Origin of the sequence: Rubrivirga marina, assembly GCF_002283365.1 — a bacterium.
Lineage (GTDB): Bacteria > Bacteroidota > Rhodothermia > Rhodothermales > Rubricoccaceae > Rubrivirga > Rubrivirga marina.
Map to the genome: position 1 here is coordinate 96652 of NZ_MQWD01000005.1, position 19400 is coordinate 116051.

17 protein-coding genes are annotated in these 19400 nt (G+C 73.2%); 1 reads left to right on the forward strand and 16 read right to left on the reverse strand.

Features of this window, described 5'->3' with window-relative positions:
- Positions 1-40 precede the first annotated feature (40 nt).
- The 9 genes from BSZ37_RS20610 to BSZ37_RS20650 form a co-directional block, all read right to left on the reverse strand.
- Positions 41-2758, reverse strand: coding sequence for a VirB4 family type IV secretion/conjugal transfer ATPase (locus BSZ37_RS20610; protein WP_095512567.1), 2718 nt, complete (start codon positions 2756-2758; stop codon positions 41-43).
- A 24-nt stretch (positions 2759-2782) separates the two neighbouring features.
- The gene (locus tag BSZ37_RS20615; protein WP_095512568.1) at positions 2783-3154 is read right to left on the reverse strand and encodes a VirB3 family type IV secretion system protein; all 372 of its coding nucleotides are present in this window, start codon (positions 3152-3154) and stop codon (positions 2783-2785) included.
- A 90-nt stretch (positions 3155-3244) separates the two neighbouring features.
- Positions 3245-3595, reverse strand: a complete 351-nt coding sequence (locus BSZ37_RS20620; RefSeq protein WP_095512569.1) for a TrbC/VirB2 family type IV secretion system protein — start codon at positions 3593-3595, stop codon at positions 3245-3247.
- Positions 3596-3716: 121 nt separating this feature from the next.
- Positions 3717-4718, reverse strand: coding sequence for a P-type conjugative transfer ATPase TrbB (gene trbB, locus BSZ37_RS20625; protein ID WP_179299804.1), 1002 nt, complete (start codon positions 4716-4718; stop codon positions 3717-3719).
- Positions 4719-4923: 205 nt separating this feature from the next.
- Positions 4924-7329, reverse strand: a complete 2406-nt coding sequence (locus BSZ37_RS20630; RefSeq protein WP_179299805.1) for a serine/threonine-protein kinase — start codon at positions 7327-7329, stop codon at positions 4924-4926.
- 464 nt (positions 7330-7793) lie between these two features.
- On the reverse strand, positions 7794-8384 hold the full coding sequence (locus tag BSZ37_RS20635) for an ECF-type sigma factor (protein WP_095512572.1): 591 nt from the start codon (positions 8382-8384) through the stop codon (positions 7794-7796).
- 146 nt (positions 8385-8530) lie between these two features.
- The gene (locus tag BSZ37_RS20640) at positions 8531-9061 is read right to left on the reverse strand and encodes a S26 family signal peptidase (protein ID WP_095512573.1); all 531 of its coding nucleotides are present in this window, start codon (positions 9059-9061) and stop codon (positions 8531-8533) included.
- The gene (locus BSZ37_RS20645) at positions 9058-9471 is read right to left on the reverse strand and encodes a hypothetical protein (RefSeq protein WP_095512574.1); all 414 of its coding nucleotides are present in this window, start codon (positions 9469-9471) and stop codon (positions 9058-9060) included. Before BSZ37_RS20645 ends, BSZ37_RS20640 begins: the two co-directional genes overlap by 4 nt.
- A 31-nt stretch (positions 9472-9502) precedes the next feature.
- A complete protein-coding gene (locus BSZ37_RS20650; protein WP_095512575.1) occupies positions 9503-10321 on the reverse strand; it encodes a ParA family protein in 819 nt (272 codons plus the stop codon).
- A 367-nt stretch (positions 10322-10688) separates the two neighbouring features.
- Between BSZ37_RS20650 and BSZ37_RS22250 the strand changes: the two genes are divergently transcribed.
- Positions 10689-11720 carry a class I SAM-dependent methyltransferase gene (locus tag BSZ37_RS22250; protein ID WP_095512576.1) on the forward strand — a complete coding sequence of 344 codons (1032 nt, stop codon included), beginning with the start codon at positions 10689-10691 and terminating at the stop codon, positions 11718-11720.
- A gap of 992 nt (positions 11721-12712) precedes the next feature.
- On the opposite strand, the gene BSZ37_RS20660 is transcribed toward BSZ37_RS22250, so the two are convergent.
- The 7 genes from BSZ37_RS20660 to BSZ37_RS20690 form a co-directional block, all read right to left on the reverse strand.
- The gene (locus BSZ37_RS20660; protein ID WP_095512577.1) at positions 12713-13711 is read right to left on the reverse strand and encodes a hypothetical protein; all 999 of its coding nucleotides are present in this window, start codon (positions 13709-13711) and stop codon (positions 12713-12715) included.
- On the reverse strand, positions 13708-14583 hold the full coding sequence (locus BSZ37_RS20665; RefSeq protein WP_095512578.1) for a class I SAM-dependent methyltransferase: 876 nt from the start codon (positions 14581-14583) through the stop codon (positions 13708-13710). The genes BSZ37_RS20660 and BSZ37_RS20665 overlap by 4 nt, the downstream gene beginning before the upstream one ends.
- Before the next feature lie 25 nt (positions 14584-14608).
- Positions 14609-16366, reverse strand: a complete 1758-nt coding sequence (locus tag BSZ37_RS20670) for a GMC family oxidoreductase (protein ID WP_095512579.1) — start codon at positions 16364-16366, stop codon at positions 14609-14611.
- Positions 16367-16405: 39 nt separating this feature from the next.
- The gene (locus BSZ37_RS20675; protein WP_218830609.1) at positions 16406-17275 is read right to left on the reverse strand and encodes a gluconate 2-dehydrogenase subunit 3 family protein; all 870 of its coding nucleotides are present in this window, start codon (positions 17273-17275) and stop codon (positions 16406-16408) included.
- Positions 17268-17600, reverse strand: a complete 333-nt coding sequence (locus tag BSZ37_RS20680; RefSeq protein WP_095512581.1) for a hypothetical protein — start codon at positions 17598-17600, stop codon at positions 17268-17270. The genes BSZ37_RS20675 and BSZ37_RS20680 overlap by 8 nt, the downstream gene beginning before the upstream one ends.
- Positions 17601-17604: 4 nt before the next feature.
- The gene (locus tag BSZ37_RS20685) at positions 17605-18318 is read right to left on the reverse strand and encodes a hypothetical protein (RefSeq protein ID WP_095512582.1); all 714 of its coding nucleotides are present in this window, start codon (positions 18316-18318) and stop codon (positions 17605-17607) included.
- 89 nt (positions 18319-18407) lie between these two features.
- Complete coding sequence (locus tag BSZ37_RS20690; protein ID WP_095512583.1) at positions 18408-19145, reverse strand: bacteriorhodopsin; 738 nt, start codon at positions 19143-19145, stop codon at positions 18408-18410.
- Positions 19146-19400: the final 255 nt, after the last annotated feature.

Sequence of the window (19400 nt, forward strand, 5' to 3'; positions counted from 1 at the left end):
CGAGAGCCGGCCGGTCCCGTTGAGGGTTGGACCGCCGGGGTCATGGCCGCGTAGGGCCGACCGCCGACGGTGGAGAGACGTCGGCGTGCGTCGCCGACGCCCGGCCGACCAGACCCGGCCCGTGAGGGTGGGCGGCCGGACCGCTCGTTGCCCTCTCGTCGCGTCGGCCACCCGAGCCGCACGGCTCGGCCAGCGCGTCGGCGCGGCCGGAGAGGCCGGCGAGCCGAAGCCACGCCTGCGGCCACCGGGCGCCCTCGGTCTCGGCCAGCCGTGCGGCCTCCCGAACCGTCTCGTCGGCTGACCGGCCGGGGAGCGCGGTGAGGAAGGCGAGCTCGAGGTCCGAGAGGGCGAGGTCGAACATCCGCGCGCCCGACGGCGAGCGGACGTAGTAGTCCCGCTTCTTCCGCGCCCGCGCGAGCCGAGACACCTCGGCCCCGTTCAGCCCGAGCCACTGGTACAGCGCGGCCGTGTCGGGCTCTGTGGCGTCGGGGTTGGGCAGGAAGATCCGCGTCGGACAGCTCTCGATCAGGAGTTGGGCGCCCTCGACGCCGTCGCGGAACTGGGCCGGGCTGTGGGCCACGACGACGACGGCCGCGTTCCGCTTGCGGAGCGTGAGGAGCCACTGGCGGAGCCGGTCGGCAAAGCGGCCGTGCATGAGGGCGGCCCACGCCTCCTCGATGACGATGAGCGTAGGCGAGCCGTCGAGCGACTCCTCGACGCGGCGGAACAGGTAGGTCAGGGCCGGCACGAGGACGCGGTCCGACATCCCGACGAGGTGCGAGAGCTCGACGACCTGGTGCCGGACGGCCCCCTCTCCCCGACCGCGGCCGTCGGTGGCCGCCTGCACGTCCGCACGTGCAAACGAATCGCGGTCCGCGTCGAAGAGCGCGCCGTAGGCCCCCTCCAGCGTGTACGGCCGGACGAGCGCCCTCAGCCGCTCGGTCCCGAGGTTTACGAGGAGCGCGGTCAGCGTCCGGCCCTCCGGCGGGTTCTCCGCCAGCAGGCCGACGGCGTGCGTGAGCCGGCCCCGCTCCTCCGGCGTGAGCGCCTGGCCCTGGAGCTCGACGAGCGACTCGACCCAGTCGACGGCCCACGTCCGGACCTCGGGCCGGTCCACGTCGCGGAGCGGCTGCATCTCGACCGGGTTCCGGGCCGCCAGCGGCCCCGCGAGGTCGTAGTGCGCCGCGCCCATCGCGCGGCCCGAGACGTAGTGGCTGTAGCCGACGTCGAACGTCACCGTCCGGGCGCGCTCGTAGCGTCGCCACTGCGCGAGGAGGAGCCCGACGAGCACCGACTTCCCCGCGCCTGTGGCCCCGACGACGAGGGTGTGGCCGACGTCGCCCTCGTGGAGGCAGAGCCGGAACGGGGTCGAGCCGTCTGTCTTGGCCCACAGGAGCGGCGGGCTGTCCGGGGGGAACAGTTGGGAGGGGACGGCCTCGTGGCCCCCCCACGGTGCCGTGAGCGGCAGGACGTCGACGACGTTCTCCGTGGTCAAGAGCGGACGGCGGAGGTTGGGGTGGCCGTGGCCCGGGAGCGTTCCTAGGAAGGCGTCGACGGCGTTCACGTCCTCGACGCGCCCCGTGAACCCGAGGTCCCGGGCGACCTTCAGGAGCGCGGCGGCGCGGTCGTCGGCCTCGCGCCGTGTGTCGGCCATGACGACGGCGGAGACCGTGAGGTACCCGAACCGGACGTCGCCGCCCGAGTTGGCCGCGCGGGCGTTCCCGGCGTCGTGGACCATCTGGGTCGCGTTCCCGTCCTGGAAGGCGAGGTCCATCTCGGTCGTCTCGCGCTTCTGCTTCGAGGCCAGGTCCTTCACCCAGTCGCCCGCGCCCCGGCGCTTCTGGAACCACCCGAGCTGGGCCTTCCCGATGGCCTTTACGGCCGTCGCGGGCGAGAGCGGGAGGAACCGGACGCTCCAGCGGTACGGGAAGGGCAGGCGGAGGGCGGGGTCGGCGAGGCCGGGCCGGGTCGCGCTCGGGTAGCCCTGAACCGCCACGACGCGGACGTGCTTGGCGCCGACGCGAGGCTCGAACCCGCCGACGAACGGCTGGTCGCTCAGGGCGTGGTCGAGGTACGCCCCCCGGCCTGGCACGCCGACGGCGTCACCCAGCCCGGTCAGGCACTCGTGGAGGTGACAGAGGAGCGCGGCGCTCCCGAGCCGCTCGACGCGCATGGCCGACGAGAGCCGGTCGCGGACGCCGCGGAGGTCGCGCTCGAACTGACCTACGAGCCGGTCCCAGACCTCGGACGCGGACCCGTCCTCGCGGCCCCTCACGAGCCGCGTTTGGAGCTGGCTCGCGAGCCCCGCGGGCGGCGTGTAGGTCACGGTGAGGACGGCCTCGGTCTCGTAGTGCTCGCCGACGGAGGCGTACCGGGCGCGGCGGGCGCCGTCGATGGCCCGGCTCACGGGGTCCGGGAAGTGGCAGCGCTCGGGGGGCGCGTAGCCCGTCGCGTCGCGGCGGACGGCGTCGGCGTGGACCATCCACCCGTCGCCGAGCGCGGCGAGGGCGGCGTTCGCGTGGCCCGCCAGGTTCACGACCTCGGCGGCGGTCGAGGAGGCGAGGTCGCGGCCCCGGACGCGCCACGCGGCCAGGAACGAGCCGTCCTTCGTGAGGACGACCCCCTCCCCCACCAGGAACCCCCAACCGAGCAGGTCGGAGAGCCCGCGCGGGGCCGCCCGGTGCTCACGGAGGCGGCCGAGTCCGGCGGCGCCGAGGGCGCCCGCGGTGAGTCCAGCGGCGGCAGCGAGGAGGCTCATGGCGGAGTGGGCGGAGGGCTGTTGTTATCGGCTAGGGACCGACGGGGTCGGCTTCCGCGAGCCTGTCGAGGCGGGGGGGAGCGGGTCGTAGGCGTCGGCCTGCGTGAGCGTCCGCGCGGCGAACTGGGGGAGCAGCTCGTCCACGTCCGAGAGCTTGACCATGAGCGGGTGGACCCCGGCCACGACGGCGAGGACGACGAGTCCTGAGCCGACCGAGAGGCCCAGGAGGTACACGAGGCAGACGACGAGCGTGACCTCGAGGATGAGGAACGAGCGGTCGACGCCGGCGAACCGGGGGACGCGGACGAGCGACTGGTGGACCGGGCGCTCGGGGAGCCGCTCGGCGGCCTGGAGCCCGTCCGCGCGGTCGCGGCGGCGTGTCTGGGGGGACAACATGGGGGATCGGGTGGCGTGGACCCAGCGACCGGGCCGATGGAGCGCGCGTGTCGGCGCGTGGAGGTCCTCGACCGGCCCGGACGGGGCGGTCTAGAAGGAGGCCCCGGAGATCCCGAGCGTGGCCGCGAACGTCGTCGCGCCGATCGCGATGCCAAGCCCGAGGACGGCCTGGCCGATCCGCTTGGCGCCCTCCTCGTTCCGCGTGAAGGCCCAGATGATGCCGCCCATCGCGATGGCGATCACGGCCACGAGGCGGACCGTGTTGCCGGTGAGCGCGTCGGCGAGGGTCTGGAGCGGGCCGTCCCACGGCATGGCCGCGCCGCCGGAGGCCGAGGCCTCGGCGGCCATGAGGACGGTGAGCGCGAACAGGCCGAGGAGGCGGACCGGGACGCGGGCGAGGAACCGGGCAGCCCCGGACGTGGAGGGAGAGAGTGAGTTCATGGTGCTGCCCTTGAGGGCGGTGGGCGGAGTCGGTCCGCCGGTGAAGCCGGGCGTCCCCAGCGTGTGGGTTGGTCGGGCAGGGGCCGCCGTCGGCCCCGTGCCCGAGTGGGCGTCCCCGGTGTCAGATGGGGTGGAGCGCGTAGGCCCCGTCGCGGTACCCGTCCACCCGGACGAGCTCGCGGACACGTCGGCCCTCGTTCCCGCCCTCGATCACGACGACGACTCCGACGGCCTCGGCCACGAGCGCGCGCTGAGAGGGCACGCCCGCCCGCTGCGCCAGGCGGTCGAGGCGTCGGAGCGCGCCCTGGGCGTCGGTCGCGTGGACCGTCGCGCACCCGCCGGGGTGGCCCGTGGCCCAGGCGTCGAGGAGGTGGAGCGCGGCCCCGTCGCGGACCTCGCCGACGACGATCCGGTCCGGCGTGCAGCGGAGCGTGAACCGGACGAGGTCCGAGAGCGAGACGCCCTCGCCGGTGCCGGTCCCTGGCACCGTCCGAAGGGCGAGGTGGTCGTCGGCCCGGCATTGGAGCTCGGCCGTGTCCTCGAGGACGACGACCCGCTCTCGGGGGTACTGCTCGCTCATCTCTAGCAGGACCGCGTTGCACAGCGTCGTCTTGCCAGAGCCGGTCCCGCCGCAGACGAGGACGTTCTCGTGGTCGCGGACGGCGTCCTTGATCGCCTGGCACTGGGCGGACGTCATCGTCCCGTGCTCGACGTAGCTCGCGAGCGTGAACACGCGCCGGGCGGGCTTGCGGATGACGAAGCAGGCGCGGGGGACGAGCGGCGGGACGAACCCCTGGAGCCGGGCGCCCCCGAACGTCTCGGCCGGGAGCTCGGCCTGGACCGAGGGCGTCGTCGGACCGAGCGTGTCTCCCCGGTAGGCCGCGACGGTGCCCAGGAACTGCTCGACTTGGTCGCCGCGGACGGCGGCCCCGAGGCAGACCTTGCCGCGCGAGTGCGTGTCGGCTCGGAGCACGCCGTCGCCCGCGTTGACGTAGACCTCGGTGACGTCGTCGTCGGCGAACGTGGCGACCACCTCGGGGCCGAGGTACCGCTCCATGAGCCCACGGTAGCGGGACTCCTTCGAGAGGTCCTGGCCGGACGACGTTGCGGCGAGCGAGGTCATAGGAAGTCGGTCTGAGCGCCTTGCGGCAGAGTGCTCATCCCGGTAGGTGCCGGACCGCCTCCGATCCCGCCACCCTCCTCCGCAGTTTTTCGGACGTCCCCCTCCCCCCCTCCCCGCCTGACTGGTGGCGTCCACCATGGCCGACCTTCAAGTGCCTGGGCACTACAATAGTAAGTGCCCAGGCACTTAAATATGAGCCTCGGTTCTATTGGCCCTCCAGTGTCCCCAGCAGACGCTCGACGCGCTCGTACGCTCTGCCCCCCTCCGATCTCGTGCCCCACACGGCGGACTTCAGGACGACTACGGCCTCGTTCCCGCGCCCGTCGGCAACCAGGGCCTCGGCGTGCACAGAAGCGGCCGTCAAGAGAGCGTCGAAGTACGGTCCAAACAATGGCAAATGGTCGCGAGCGATCTGAAGACCGGCCTCGCTGAGTTCGAGCGCACGGGCGACGTCGCTGGACTCGAGCGCGATCTCGGCGAGAGCCGCTCGCGCCACCGCCGCGGTCCCCGGCCCCGCGTCCTCCGGCCTCATGGCGACCGCCCGCCGGAGCGGAACCGCAGCAGCGGCGTTGCTCCCCCACTGGTAGAGCGTTCGGCCTTGTTCCGTGAGCGCGTACGCGAGGATGGCCGGGTCTCCCGTGGCCTCCGCGTCAGCGACCACGTCAGAGAAGACGGCGGCGGCCTGCGGTCCCCTGTTCGCCGTGAGAACGGCGTCATGCGTCCGAGCACGAACGGACCGGCGGTCGCCCTCGCCGAACTGGTTTGACAAGACCCGAACGGCCCGGCCCGTGACCTCCAGCGCCTCGGAACGGGCACCCGCCCGCCGGAGGGCGAGGGCTTCGACGTGGAGCCCGAGGGCAACGCCTTCGGCCCAAGCCTCGGTCGTCTCCACGGGTCCGTTCGGCCGGCCGAGAGCACGGAGCGCCGCGGTCGCGCTCCGTGCTCGTTCGGCAGCCTCGTCGTGCTTGCCCTGTGCGGTGAGCGCCAGCGCAGCGACCGTCCCGGCTCGAGCCGCCAACAAGCCGAGGCCCACTGTGCTCTTCATGAGTGGGAACGCATCGGTAGTACTCCCGACCCCGGCAAGGCCTCCTCCCCCCCGTTCGGCCTCGGGGTCCAGGCCAAGCCGGTCGAACACGGCGCTCGCACGTCGCGATAGGTCGAGCGCCCCTTCTAGTTCCCCCGCGTACACGCTGTAGAGCGCGAGGTCGGTGTCGATGGACGCGGCAACTGCGCTGCCTTCGCCGTAACGAGAGACCGCCAGGGCGCGAGCCTCTACGGCGAGTTCGGTGGCTCGCCGGAGACCGTCCGAGGTCGGGGTCCCGGCGATCTCGCGCCCGGCGAACCCGGCCGCACACCGGGCTTGACCCCGGAGCGCTGCGATGACGGTGGGGTGGTCCGGGCCGCTCGCCGCGCGGAGGAGGACCGCTCGGCTGTAGAGACGGAGCGCCTCGTCGAGGTCTCCCCGCTCGGACAGCTGCTCGGCGAGCGTGAGGGAGAGGTCGGCGCCGACGGTCGGTTGGCTGACGCCGCCCTCGACGATCTCGGCGGCCCGGACGAGGAAGGCCCGCCCCGCGCGGGCCTCGGTGGGCGCCGACCGGATCACGTCCTCGACGACGAGCGCGAGTTGACCGGCGCTCGCCTCAGCGCCTCCGGTCGAGGCCCGCCAGCGCTGCTCGGCGGCGGCGAAGGCGAGCACCACAGCGAGCACGCAGGCCGACGCCGCGACGAGCCCTCCGCGGTGCCGGGCGGCGAACCACGCGGCGCGACGGGTGAAGCTGACACCGACCCCGGCGGGAGGACGCCCGTTCGACACCCGGCGCACGTCGACGTGAAGGGCGTCGGCCGAACCGTACCGCTGATCCGGGTCGGGGTCGATGGCCCGCTCGACGATGGCGTCGATGGCCCAGCGCCCCTGGCGGCTCAAGTCGAGCTCGACCACCCTCGAGGGTGGGGCGCATCCGTCGAGCGGCCGGCGGCCGGTCAGGAGCTCGTAGAGGAGGGTGCCGAGGGCGAACACGTCGGTCGCCGTCGTCGTCTCCGCGGCCCGCCCCGCTCCCGCAGGGAGGGCCTGCTCAGGGGCAGCGTAGGCCGGCGTCATCGGCCGGAACCCCGGCCCGGTCGTGTCCCCTCCCCTGCCCCACGAGGTCCCGAAATCGCGGTCGTCGAGGGGCTTCGCGACGCCGAAGTCGAGAAGGTGGACGCGGCACTCGCCGTCGGGCCCCCTCGATGCGACGACGTTCGACGGTTTGATGTCGCGGTGGACCACGAGGTTGGCGTGGGCGTGGCGGACGGCGTCGCAGAGGATCGCGAAGGCCCCGAGCCGCTCCGTCGGACTCAGCGAGTGCGCCCTGGCGAAGTCCGTGATCGGGGCGCCGCGCACGTACTCCATCGCGAAGAACGGCCGCCCGTCCTCCGTCGCTCCGGAGCCGAGGAGCTTGGGGATCGACTCGTGTCTGAGCGCCGCGAGCTGGCGCTGCTCCCTCGCGAACCTCGCGCGTGCGTTGGGGGCCGTCGAGGTCAGCACCTTGACGGCCGCTCGCTGACCCGTCCTCGGATCGTCGGCGAGGTACACGGCCCCCATCCCGCCCTCCCCCACTTTGCGCCGGACCACGTAGCATCCGGCCTGTGTTCCTATGAGGTCGCCGGACGTTCGGGGAGACGGGCGGGCAGCGAAATCGTCAGAAGAGCGAGCTTCGTTCGGGTCGAGTGCCTGGGCACTATGGTTTGAAAGTGCCTGGGCACTCACTTTATAGTCGCCCGCACCTTGTCCCCCTACCGATCGGTCCCCCGTCTGTCCCCAGTCGGCCGCCTCGAAGAGGTCCTCGACTCCCCGGCGAACGGGACCGGGCGGCATCCGTCCGATGGCCGAACGGCGCTCCTCCTCGGGGAGTGCGAACACATCGTCGAAGGACTGCTCTACGTCCTCCCAGTGCTCCGCGAGCCAAGAAGCCGCGTCGGTGGAGGAGCCGTCACCTCGTGAGACGGGGGGCGTCTCGTCGTCGTCGCTCATAGCCCTCGTCTAGGGATCGGGACGCCGTCTCCAACGCCCGAAACGGGGGCGGCGGGCCGCGTCGTTCAGTCGAGAGGGGTGTCCGGCCGGAGGAGGACCCCGAGGAGCCCGCGGGCCTTCGTCAAGTCCCGCTCGACCGTCCGGAGCGGGACCCGGAGCGTGGCCGACACTTGACCGACGGTGAGCCCGACCTCGAAGCGGAGCCGGACCACCTCCCGGAGCCGGGGCGACACTTGGCCCAGGCGGTCGAGGACCGCCCCGAGGTCGATGGCGCCGTGGACGACCGACTCAGGGTCGGCGTCTACGTCCGAGGGCAGACGCTCCTCCACGAGCGTCTCCCGGACGGCGGAGCCCCAACGCTTCTGCCGGTTCCGCGCGCGGGCTCGGGCGACGACCACGTGGTTCATCTCGCGGTAGACCCGGCCCATGTGGGCGTCGGGGTCGTCGCGGACCTCGTCGGGAAGCCGGAGGTACGCCTCGTGCGCCAGCCCGGTCGGCCCCACGGTGCACACGCGCTCCCGCCGGTGGACCCGGTCGGCGACCTCTCGGAGTCTCTGGTAGACGTCGGGGGCGGTCCGCTTACGGCCGTGGAGGAGGGGGACCCTCCGGGTAGCCGAGTCCTCGTCGCGCCTTGGGGTGTCGTGCTGCTGGGCCATCTGTAGGGGCGGGGCGGGCCGTATTCGCGTGGTTCAATTTGTAATACGCCGGTGCTCGGGTCAAGCCCGACAGAGCATTTCCTTCACCGATTGTGCACAGTGGACCGACGATGGCTCCTCCGCCCGAGGACGTACCGGCCGTGGAATCAGTCCTCTACGAGGAGCGCGCGGAGCCTGGATCTGATGTCGGAGACGGGTCCTACGTACCGCGAATCGATCGACGTTCGGACTCGGCTGGAGTGGAGCCAGTATTCGCCCGGACCGAGGACGTGCTCTCCCAGACGCGGGACGAGCGGACGGCCTGCGCGATCACGGAAGAGGGGGGCGCTGTTCGGGAGCCGAGTGCCGCTGACGGAGACGCCCGCGCTGTCTACGACGACCCGGTCTCCAGGGAGCCCCGCGATCTCCTTCCCGAGCGGGATGACCCCGCCGGGGCACGCCCCGTTCGGGAGGTAGTCGGCGACGGCTTCGGCGGCCTCTTGGTCGGGGCACGCCTCGACGAGGACGCCGGTCCGGGCGTCGGACGGGTCGAAGTCGGAGGCGAGGTAGAGCCCGCGGGGGAGGCTGTCGGTGTAGTTGAACCGGACGCCGACGGCGTGGGCCGCAATGGCGACGGCGAGGAGTACGGCCCCCAGCCCCAGCGACGCGCGCGCGACCGTCCCGAGCCGACCGCTCACGCCTCCCCGCCGAAGCCGAACGCCCGAAGCGCGTTCTCCACGATCTCGCTCATGTCCGAGCCGCGTGAGTCGTCGCCGCTCGCCCCGGCCACCTTCACCTCCTTGTGGATGGCGGGATCGATGTACGAGGTCATCTTCCGCTTCTCGCCTCCCTTGTGCAGGTAGAGCCCGTTTCCGAGGTAGTTGCCTCGGTTAGGCGTGGCCTTCTTTCCTTTCGAACTGGAGCCTTTGGTGCCGCCCTTCGAGGGCTTCTTGGCGGCAGCGCGCTTCGCTGGGGCCGGGGCGGGCTCGGTCGGCGTTGCCCGGCTGGCCGGGGGGGGCGAGCGGTCCGTCCGCTCCGGCGTCGTGGTCGGGCGGCGGGGCTGCGTGAGCATCCCCAGGAAGTCGATCTTGCGTTCGTCGTCAGCCATGATTCGGTGCTGCTGGAAATGGGGGAGGGGGCTACGCTGTGGCCTGGACCGGGAGGGCGAGGGAGCCGCGCTGGACGAGCGCGTCGAGTACCGCTCGGTAGTCCTCGGCGAGTCGGCCGTCCGGGCGGTACTCGACGGCCGTGAGCGCGCGGGCGTACGACCGGCTCGCGGCCGAGCTTGTGCGGACGGGGGGGAGGACGGCGCCCTCGGGGTACTCCCCGAACGCCTCGTGGAGCACGCCGAGGAACTCCGCCGTCTCCGAGTACCGGGCGTCGACGGCGCACGGGAGGTAGAGCACGCGGGGGACCTCGCCGAGCGCGCCCTCGACGGCGTCGACCATCCGGCGGAGCCGGACGACCCCGCGCATCGAGAGCGACGAGAGCGTGACGGGCGCCACGATGAGGTCGGCGCCCGCGACCGCGTTGAGGCTCAGCCGGCCGATGGCCGGGGGGCAGTCGACCACGCAGAGGTCGTAGCGGTCGGCCTTCCGGACGCCGCTGACGAGCGTCCCGACGGCCCAGAGGTCGCCGGTCTCGGCGATGGACTCCTCGAAGAGCGTGAGCCCCTCCGTCGCCGCCAGCACGTCGACGCGGCCCGAGCCCGGTCCGAGGGCGCCGGGCTCCCGGCCGGTCCGGACGACGTCGGCCCACCGGGCCTCGCCGGAGAGGACGTCGCTGAGCCCGGGGCTCGGGGGATCGCTCCCCAGGAACAGCTCGGTGGCCGACCCCTGCGAGTCGAGGTCGACGACGAGGACGGACGCCCCGCGCTCGGCCGCGACGGCGGCGATGGTGACGGCGGAGGTCGTCTTTCCGACGCCGCCCTTCTGGTTCGTGAACGCGATCGTCTTCATGGGGCCGGGGGGAGGGGAGTGCAAAGGTACTAGTGCTCAGGCACTTTTCAATAGTGCTCAGGCACTTTAACAAGTGCCTGAGCACTCACAGGAAGTCGTACAAGCGGGCCGTCAGGTCGAGACTGGATGCGGGGGCGGTCATCGAAGGGGGGAGGTGCCCGTGTAGGCCCCTGGCGTGCCCGCTGCTGCGAGCAAGTACGCCCCGAGTGTTTCCGGTCGGGCGGGGAGGGGGGCGCGGCGAGAGGGCCTGTAGAGCCTCGGACGCTGGGGCACGCAGGCCAGCGAAAGGCCAGGAGGAGAGGCGTCCGGTCTGCGTGGGAACGGGCGCACAGGGGGGAGCGCCGTTCCCACTCACCCTGACGAACTCATGACCCTCTTCGACCGACCAGAGCCCGACGTTCCCACAGCTCTCGGCGCGCCCCGCCCCGAACGGCTCGCCCGTCTCGTCGAGTCCGCGCTCGCTTCGTCCCGCTCGACAACGCCCGCTGACCTCTTCGCGCTGGCGGCCGACGCCTTCGGCGGGACGCTCTCCGAGGGCGCCTTCTCGCCCCGCGACGCCTACGACGCCGCCGAGTTCGGGCTCCACCTCCACCTGCTCCGGCTCAGGCTCCCGCTCGGGGACGACCCCGCCGCCGCGCTCGCTGAGGTCGAACGACTCTCGGGCCTCCTGCCGAGCCAGACGCGCCGGACGACGGCGCAGAACGACTACCAGCAGTTCTCGACGCCCGCCGCCTACGCCGCGCTGTGCGCGTGGGTGAGTGGAGTGGGGGAGGGGGACCGTGTGATCGAGCCCTCAGCTGGGACCGGCGCGCTCTGCGCGTTCGCACTCGCGGCGGGCGCCTCGGTTCATGCCAACGAACTGTGTGGTCGCAGGGCGGACCTCCTGGCATCGCTCCTCGCGGAGGCCGGTCAGGACCCGAGCCGGACCCTCACGCGCGAGAACGCCGACCACCTCGACGCCATCCTCCCCCCCGGGGTCAGAGCGGACGTGCTCCTGATGAATCCACCCTTCTCCCAGACGGCCGGGCGGCTCGGCCACCGCCGCGTCCCGACGGTCGGGACGGACCACGTGCTCCAGGCACTCCGGAGGCTCGACGAGGGCGGGCGGCTCGTGGCCGTCTTGAGCGCGGGCGTGCGGCGGGGGAAGCCGACGCACCGGGCGTTCTTCGGGGCCGTCGACCGAAACCCCTTCCGTCTCCGGGCCGACGTCGAGGTCGGCGAGGCCGTGTACCGGCCGTACGGGACCTCCGTGCGCACGCGGGTCCTCGTCGTAGACCGAGTCTCAGGCGGCGAGTCGAGCGGCCGGGGAGACCGGATCGAGGTCGCCGTGGAGACCTTGGCGGACGCGGCGGCGGCCTTGACTCCAGCCCGTCGCGCTGTCACCCTCCGAGTCGACTAGCCCGTGCCTGCCTTGCCCATCACGCGCCTCCCCCGGGTCCCAGCCCTCGCCCTCGCTCTCATCGGGCTCGCCGCGTGCGGGGAGTCGGGTCGTTCTCCAACCGCCAGCGGGCCGGACGCCGACCCGCCCGAGGCGGCTACGACCGGCGACGGGCTGCCCGCCGCGCTCCTCGGCACCTACGACGCCGACGCCGACGCCTGCGCGCAGGGGATGACCTCCGGCCGACTGACCGTCCGGACGGACACGCTCGACTTCTTCTACGGCTTCGCGGTCGTCGATGAGGTCTCGGCGCACGACGGGGGCTACCAGGTCGAGACGACGCTGTACCAGACGGAGGGGGCCGTCGAGGTCGTCCCGGAGCCGACCTCGTACCGGATCGAGCGGACGGCCGACGGGCTCCGCATCGAGTCGGCCTACGCGGGCGCGTCGGCGCTCGTCCGCTGTGCCGACGCGCAGACGGGTGTCGCCAGCGGGACGGCCGCGTCTCGTGCCGACGTCCAAGCGCGTACACCCAGACCGAGAACTGCGAGACGCTCCGCGAGGCGGAGGTCGAGGCCGGGACGACGGAGCAGCGGTGCCCCGGCTACGGCGGCGTCGCGCTCTTCGTCTCCGAAGGCGACCTCCGCACCGACGTCGACGCGGGCGTCCCGAACGGCTCGTGGGACACGCCCGCTGGGTTCAAGTCGGTCGGAAGACGGTCGAGTGGCGTCTCCGCGACGGGCGGCCATTCCCCGCCATCGTCCGGTACGAGGTCGAGGGGACGGGCGGGACGGCGGCCGAGCGCCGGTCGGACCTCGCCGTCGTCACGGTGGGGCGCGAGGGGGCACCGGGCTGCCTCGTGGGCTACGTGCCCGCCGACGCCCAGCCGGACCAGAACGCGGCGGCCCGTCGGCTCGCCGACCGCGACGCCGAGGGGTTACGATTGCGACGCCGACAGGGGCTGGCGACGCGTCCTGGAACCTCGTGCCGTGCGCGAGGGCGTACCCGGGCCGCTAGGGGTGGTCTACGGCGTTCCACTCCCGCCCCGCGTCCCGCACCAGCCCGAGCAGGCACCGCCGCCTGGCCCCCTCCGCCTCGGCCGCTTGGCGGAACGCCTCGTCCTCCACGGTCGGCACGCCCGCCGCCGCCAGCGGCGCGAGCGACGGGGCCTCGGGCGCGCCGTCCGCCTCGTCCACGAACGACGCGCTCAGCGTGTCGAGGTAGTCGCCCAGCACGCGCCGGAGCGGCTCGACCTCGGCGGGCGCCATCCGGGCCGCGGGCGTCACGCCCTCCGCCAGCAGCAGGAGCGCCTCGTCGAGCACGGCCAGCATCACCGGCGCCGACGTCCGCCGCTCGCGGCTCCCGAAAAAGTGGAGGGCCGGGTACGCCTCGTGTCGCCGCCCGTGCGCCTCCACCATCGGCGTGAGGTTCGCGAGGTGCTGGCCCAGCCCGTCGAAGCCGGACCCCGTCCACGCCCGCGCGACGACCTCGTGCGGCGTCGCGCCCAGCCCGTCCACGACGCCCGCGAGCTGGCGCGCGCCCGTGACGGCCCCGACCACCTGGAGCACGTAGGTCACGACGAGCGTGACGACGGCGAAGCCGTTGAGCGCGACGGCGCTCGCGATGACGCCCCAGCCGCCGGAACCGGGCGCCCAGAGCGCCCCGAGCCCGAGCGTCCAGAGGTACGTCCCGACGGCGTAGGCGCGCGAGAGCGCGTCGGCGGGCGCGTTCGTCTTCGGGTCCACGACAGAGGCGGGGTCGGCCGAGAACACGAGCCACCACCCGAGCCACAGCGCGCCCGTCCACCACAGGAACGCGGCGACGAGCGTGGCCGGACCCGTCCACCCCGGCGCGCGTCCGCCTCCGAGCGCCTTCGCCAGCGCGTAGACGCCGCGCCCGACCCGGCCCGCGACCGGCCCGGCCCCGCGCGGGGCCACCGTCGTCCAGAGCGCGTCGACGAGCGCGAACGCGACGAGCGCCCCGCCTCCGACGGCGACCAGAGCCCCGGTCACGAGAGGTGCCCGACGAGCATCCCGTAGCGCATGGCGCCGTCGGCGTAGGCCCGCTGCATGGCCGGGAACGCCCCGACGAACCGCCGGGCACGCCCGTCGCTCACCGCGAGAATCGCGCGGACCTCGGGACGCCGAGCGATCGCGGCGCAGAGGTCCCACGTCCGGGCCACGCGCGGCGTGAGGTCCCACGTCCGGAGGTCTCCGAATCCGGCCGCCCGCATCCACCCCTCGTACTCTGCCGCCGTCGCGAGCGAGGGGCACAGCATCCCCTCGCACACCGACGCCACGAGCGCCTCGCCCTCGGCGTCGAGGCCGCCCCCGCTAGCGGCTCCCTCGGCGGTCCCGTCGGCGACCCCGCCGTCGCCCCGGAGCCAGGCGCAGAGCGCGAGGGCCCCACCGGGGCGGAGCCGCCGCGCGGCGGCCTCGACGAAGGTGGCCTTGTCCTCGAGGTGCTCGGTGCACTCGACCGTCCATACGACGTCGTAGTCGGTGCCCAGCGCGTCGAGGTCACGGGCGTCGTGGACCTGGAACCGGACCCGGTCGCCGACCCCCTCCGCCTGGGCTCCCGACGTCGCCATGTCCACCTGGACGGGGCTCAGCGTGATCCCGTCGACGCGGCACTCCAGGTGGGCGGCGAGCCACCGGGCCGACCCGCCCACGCCGCACCCCACGTCGAGCACGCGGGCGCCCTCCGGCACGCCAGCCCGCTCCGCCAGCAGGGCCACGAGCCGCTCCTGGGCCGTCCGGGCCGGTACGTCCTCGCCCTCCTCCCAGTACCCGTGGTGGATGTGGTCGCCCCAGAAGGTCCGGTAGAAGACGGAGATCCGGTCGTAGTGGTCGCGGACGGCGTCGGCGGGGTCGGGAGGGGGCATGGGCGGTGGGGCCGGTCGGCCGTGGTTAGTGGAGCGGCCCCGGCGAGGGCACGTAGCGGTTCACGATGGCGTCGGCCGCCCGGTAGGCCAGCGCGCCGACCGTCCCCGTCGGGTTGTAGCCCGCGTTCTGGGGGAAGACGCCCGCGCCCATCACGAACACGTTGTCGACGCCCCACACCTGCAGGTCCGGGTTGACCACGCTCGTCTCGGGGTCGGTCCCCATGACGGTGCCGCCCGTGTTGTGCGTCGTCTGGTAGGGCACGATGCTGTAGTGGTCCGAGAGCCGGCTCACCTTGACGTGCGTTGGGTCCATGGCGCGGGCGATCTCGGCCGCCCGGTCGGTGAGGTACTCCGTCATCCGGCGCTCATTCCCGCCCCAGTCGAACGTCATCCGCAAGAGCGGCTGCCCATAGGCGTCGCGGTACGTCGGGTCGAGGTCGAGATAATTGCCGCGGTAGCTCATCACCGCCCCCTGGCTCACGATCGTCGCCGCCCGGTTGAAGTACTTCGCGACGGCCCGCTTCCACTCCGGCCCCCACGACGGCGTCCCGTCCGGGATCGGGTGCGTGTTGATCGGCCGGTGGCCGGTGATGTAGAGGCCCAGCGAGGCGCCGTCGACGAACCCCAGGCCGGTGTGGTCGAAGTTGTCGCCGTTGAAGTCGTCCACGACCGTCCCCATCGCGCCCGCGCCGGCGAACGTGTTGAGGTCCTTGTCGTCGAAAAAGACCGTCGCGCTCGTGACCGCCTGGTAGGCGTAGTTCCGGCCGACGGTGCCCCGGCCGGTCGCCGGGTCGTAGGTCTCGCCGATCCCCGAGAGCATCATCAGCCGCGCGTTGTGGAGCCCGTACGCCGTCAGGAGCACCATCTCGGCCGGCTGCTCGACCTCGCGGCCCTGAGCGTCCACGTAGAGCACGCCCGTCGCGCGCGTCCCGTCCGGGCTCATGAGCACGCGCGTCACGTGGGCGCCCGTCCTCAGCTCGAAGTTGCCCGTCTTCAGGGCCGCTGGGATGACGGTCGCCTGCGGGCTCGCCTTGGCGTAGATCTCGCACCCGAACCGCTCGCAGTACCCGCAGTAGTGGCACGCGCCGAGCTGCATCCCGTCGGGGTTCGTGTACTCCGTCGTCGAGTTGGCCGACGGCCCGGGGAACGGGTGCAGTCCCATCCCTTCGGCCGCCTCCTTGTACAGGTGCTGCGCGTAGCTCGTCTTCATCGGCGGGTTCGGGTACGGCCCGCGCGGCCCCTCGAAGGGGTTGCCGCCCGGCTGGACCGCGCCGCCCAGGTTGCCCGCCACGCCGCCGACGCCGCACGTCCGCTCGAACCGGTCGTAGAACGGCGCGAGCTCGTCGTAGGTCACGCCCCAGTCCTGGATCGTGTTGTCCCGGGGCAGGATGCCCTCGCCGTAGCGCGCGACGGCCCGGCTCCGCGCCTCGAACGTGTACGGCAGGAACCGCCACGTCTGCCCGTTCCAGTGCACGCCCGCGCCGCCCAGCCCCTCGCCGAGCAGGAACGAGCCCAGCGTCCGCATCGGGAGCGCCCGCTGGCTCCGGTTGTTCCGGAACGTCAGCGTCTCGCGCGAGAGGTCCTGCATGAGCTCGTAGCGGACCGCGTACCGCAGCTCGTCGTGGACGTGGGGCGGCTGGAAGTCGGGCTTCGTCGCGCGGTAGCCGCCGCGCTCCAGGCCGACGACCGTGAGGCCCGCCTCGGCGAGCTGGTGGGCCAGGATGCCGCCCGTCCAGCCGACGCCGACAGTGACGGCGTCGACGGGGGGGAGTCGGTGGGCCATGAGAGGGGAGGTCTGAAGTGTGAAAGAGGGGGGCGACGGTCAGTGGCCGCCGTCGTGGGAGTGGCCGTCGTCCGAGCCGCCGTGGCCATCGCCATCGTCCCCGTGACCGTCGCCGCGGGGCTGGGGCGTGACCGTCGCCATCCCCTTCGGCCCGCCGCCGTGGTCGTGCCCGTGGCCCATGCTCACCTCGCCCTGCTGCACCTGGGCCAGGCTCGTCGGGCCGGGCGCGTGGTCGACGCCGTAGTCCTCGATGATGCCCTCGTACTCGCCCACGACACCGGGGAAGCCGATCATTTTCCAAGCCGCCATGTCGGCGTTGCCGCCGTAGGCCGGGTCGGCGAAGTAGCCCTCGATGGTGTTCGCGTGGAGCAGCTCCCAGAACCGCGCCAGCACGGCGTCGGGCACGCCGGCGAGGTGGACGTCCCCGGCTTCGAGGTCGCGGAGGAACTCGTCCTGGAGCACGGGGCCGATCTCGGCGAACGGGAGGCCGGTCCGCCGGACCCAGTAGTCGTCGATCTCGCGCATCGAGAGGCGGTACACCTCGCGCGGCGTCAGCCGGAGCTGGTAGCCCTGCTCGGGCGTGCCGTCGGCCCACGGCCCCTGGCCGTAGTTCTTGGCGAACGCCCCGTAGGCCCCGTCGAGCTGGCCGTCGATGAAGTAGGCCACGCCGGCCTCCTTCGCGCCCGGCCCGAGCTCGTCGGCCGGGATGAGCCGCGCGACCGCGGCCTCGACGAAGGCGGCCTCGGGCTCGGTCAGGAACACGTAGGCCTGGTCCTCGCCGAGCGCGCCGCCCCGCGCACGGCGCTTGGGCCGGGGCGCGGCCTCGGCGGGCACGACCGCCACGGCGGCCCCGGCGCCGAGCACGCCCATGGACTTGAGGAACGAACGGCGAGAGTCGGGTCTAGGCATCGGAGGCGGAGGAAAGAGGGGAGGGGGACTCGGTGACCTCGACCGTCGCCAGCGCGCCGTCGTCGGGCTCGCGGCGGACGCGGAGCCACACGCCCGCCTCGCGGTCCGAGCGGCGGAGCGCGTCGAGCACGGGGGCCGTGGCCTTGGGGTCCAAGAGCGTCACCCGGCCGTCAGCGTCGACGAGCGCGTAGCCGCTCTCGAGGCAGTGGCCCATCTGAGAGCACGCCGTCGTGTGCGCGCGGGCGCGCTCGGCGTACTCGTCGCGCGGGTACTTCCGGAGGCAGGCGATGTCGAGGACCCAGCCCTCGGCGGTTTCGGGATGCATGGGACTAGAGGTTCGGGGCGAGGGGGATGACGACGCCGCCGATGACGGACCACGGGCTCGCGTCGTCGAGGTAGAGCCGGCCGCCGCGGCGGACCTCGTCGCCCGCGTCCGGGAGACCCGTCAGGTAGTCCAGCAGGACGTACACGCCGACGTCGCGGAGGAAGGAGGCCCCCGGCCGCCCCTCCGGCAGGCCCGCGAGCGGGTAGCCCGTCGCGGCGAGCTCGAGGTTGAACCGCTGGACGTAGGTGCCGTCGTCGTCGGGCCGGGCGGCCGGGCCGAACTGGTCGACCACGCCGAGGCCCACGGCGGCCCAGCCGCCGAGCTGTGCCCGCTCCACGAGCGCGAGGTCGAGGGAGACCTCGACCAGCGGGGCGTTCGCAGCCACGGCGCCCTCGCCGAGCGACTCCGCGCTGTACCCCGTGAACGGGTTCGAGTCGGTGTCGGCGAACGGCGTCCAGAGAACCTGGAGCCCGAGCGACGTCCGGGGCAGCCGCGTCGGCACGGCGACGGTGGCGACCAGGAGCACCTGGGCGTCGGGGTCCAGCTCGCGGACCTCGCCCGTCGCGAGGTCGCGCACGCGAGGCCCGCCGAAGGCGTTGCCCGCCGCCACGCTCGGCTCGAACGTGACCGAGGGCGTGCAGAGCAGCCCGCCGCACCCGTCGTCTTGGGCGGCGGATTGGGGGGAGAGCGCCAGGGCGGCGAGCAGCAGGGCCGCCACGGACCCCCGCCAGCGGGCGGCAAGAGGGGGGGCGAGCGCGGCGCTCGCGCGAGGGGCAGCGTGTAGACGGGCACACATCGGGGCGGACGTCAGGCGAGGGGGCGGCGCGGGACCGTCGTCCGCTCCGGGACGGCCTCGTCGCCCAAGAACTCACGGTTCCGCATCACGGTCGAGAGCGTGCTCAGCGCCAGGAACCCGAACCCGACCTTCGCGACGACGTCGAGGACCGTGAACAGCCCGGCCTCCCAGGCGTCGCCGACCACGTCGAGCCCCTCGGGGCTGAGGATCCAGACGAGCGGGTACATCGTCCACAGGAACACGTGGACGCCCACCAGCCGCCGGAACGCGCCCGCCGACTGGGGGTGGGCCGCGACGGCGCTCCGCCGGTACGGCCCGAGGAGCATGTAGGCGATGGCGAGGTAGGCCCCGCACGAGACGAGGTACCACGTGATGGCCGTCGCGTCCTCGGGGAGCACGGTCGCGATGAACCCGGTCCCGATCATGAAGGCGTTGGCCCCGATGAGCTGGGCCGCCAGCACGTTCCGGCTCGACGCGACGAGCGTGAGGTCGAGGAGCAGCAGCGGCGTCGTCAGGAACCACGTCGCGTAGCGGACCCACGTCGTCCGCGTCCCGTCGGCCGAGACGTAGGCGCCGTACCCCATCGCCATCGTGAGGTAGAGGGCGAAGGCGACCAGGCAGATGAAGAAGTTCAGCGTGTAGAGGATCTCGCGGGGCCGGTGATCGGCCTTCGCCGCGCCGACCCCGAAGAGCACGGAGCCGAGCGCCATCGCCGCCGTGCCGATCCAGTACCAAGTCGTCGCAGTCATGGGGGAGTGGAGAGGGGAGGCCCATAGCTACTGAGCCCATTCCTGTCGCGTCTCGTCCTCAACCTGAAAATGCGCTCAGGTTGACTTGGATCATGGTTTTCCCGAGCGCGGGTCCTGGGCGGCGTCCCCGGCGGCGTCCCCGGCGGCGTCCCCGGCGGCGTCCCCGGCGGCCCGTTAGCGACCCGTCAGTGGCCTGGCCCGCGCGCTCCATCCCCAGCCCTCACGATGCGCCCCCCCCTCCGGGCGCCCGACGCC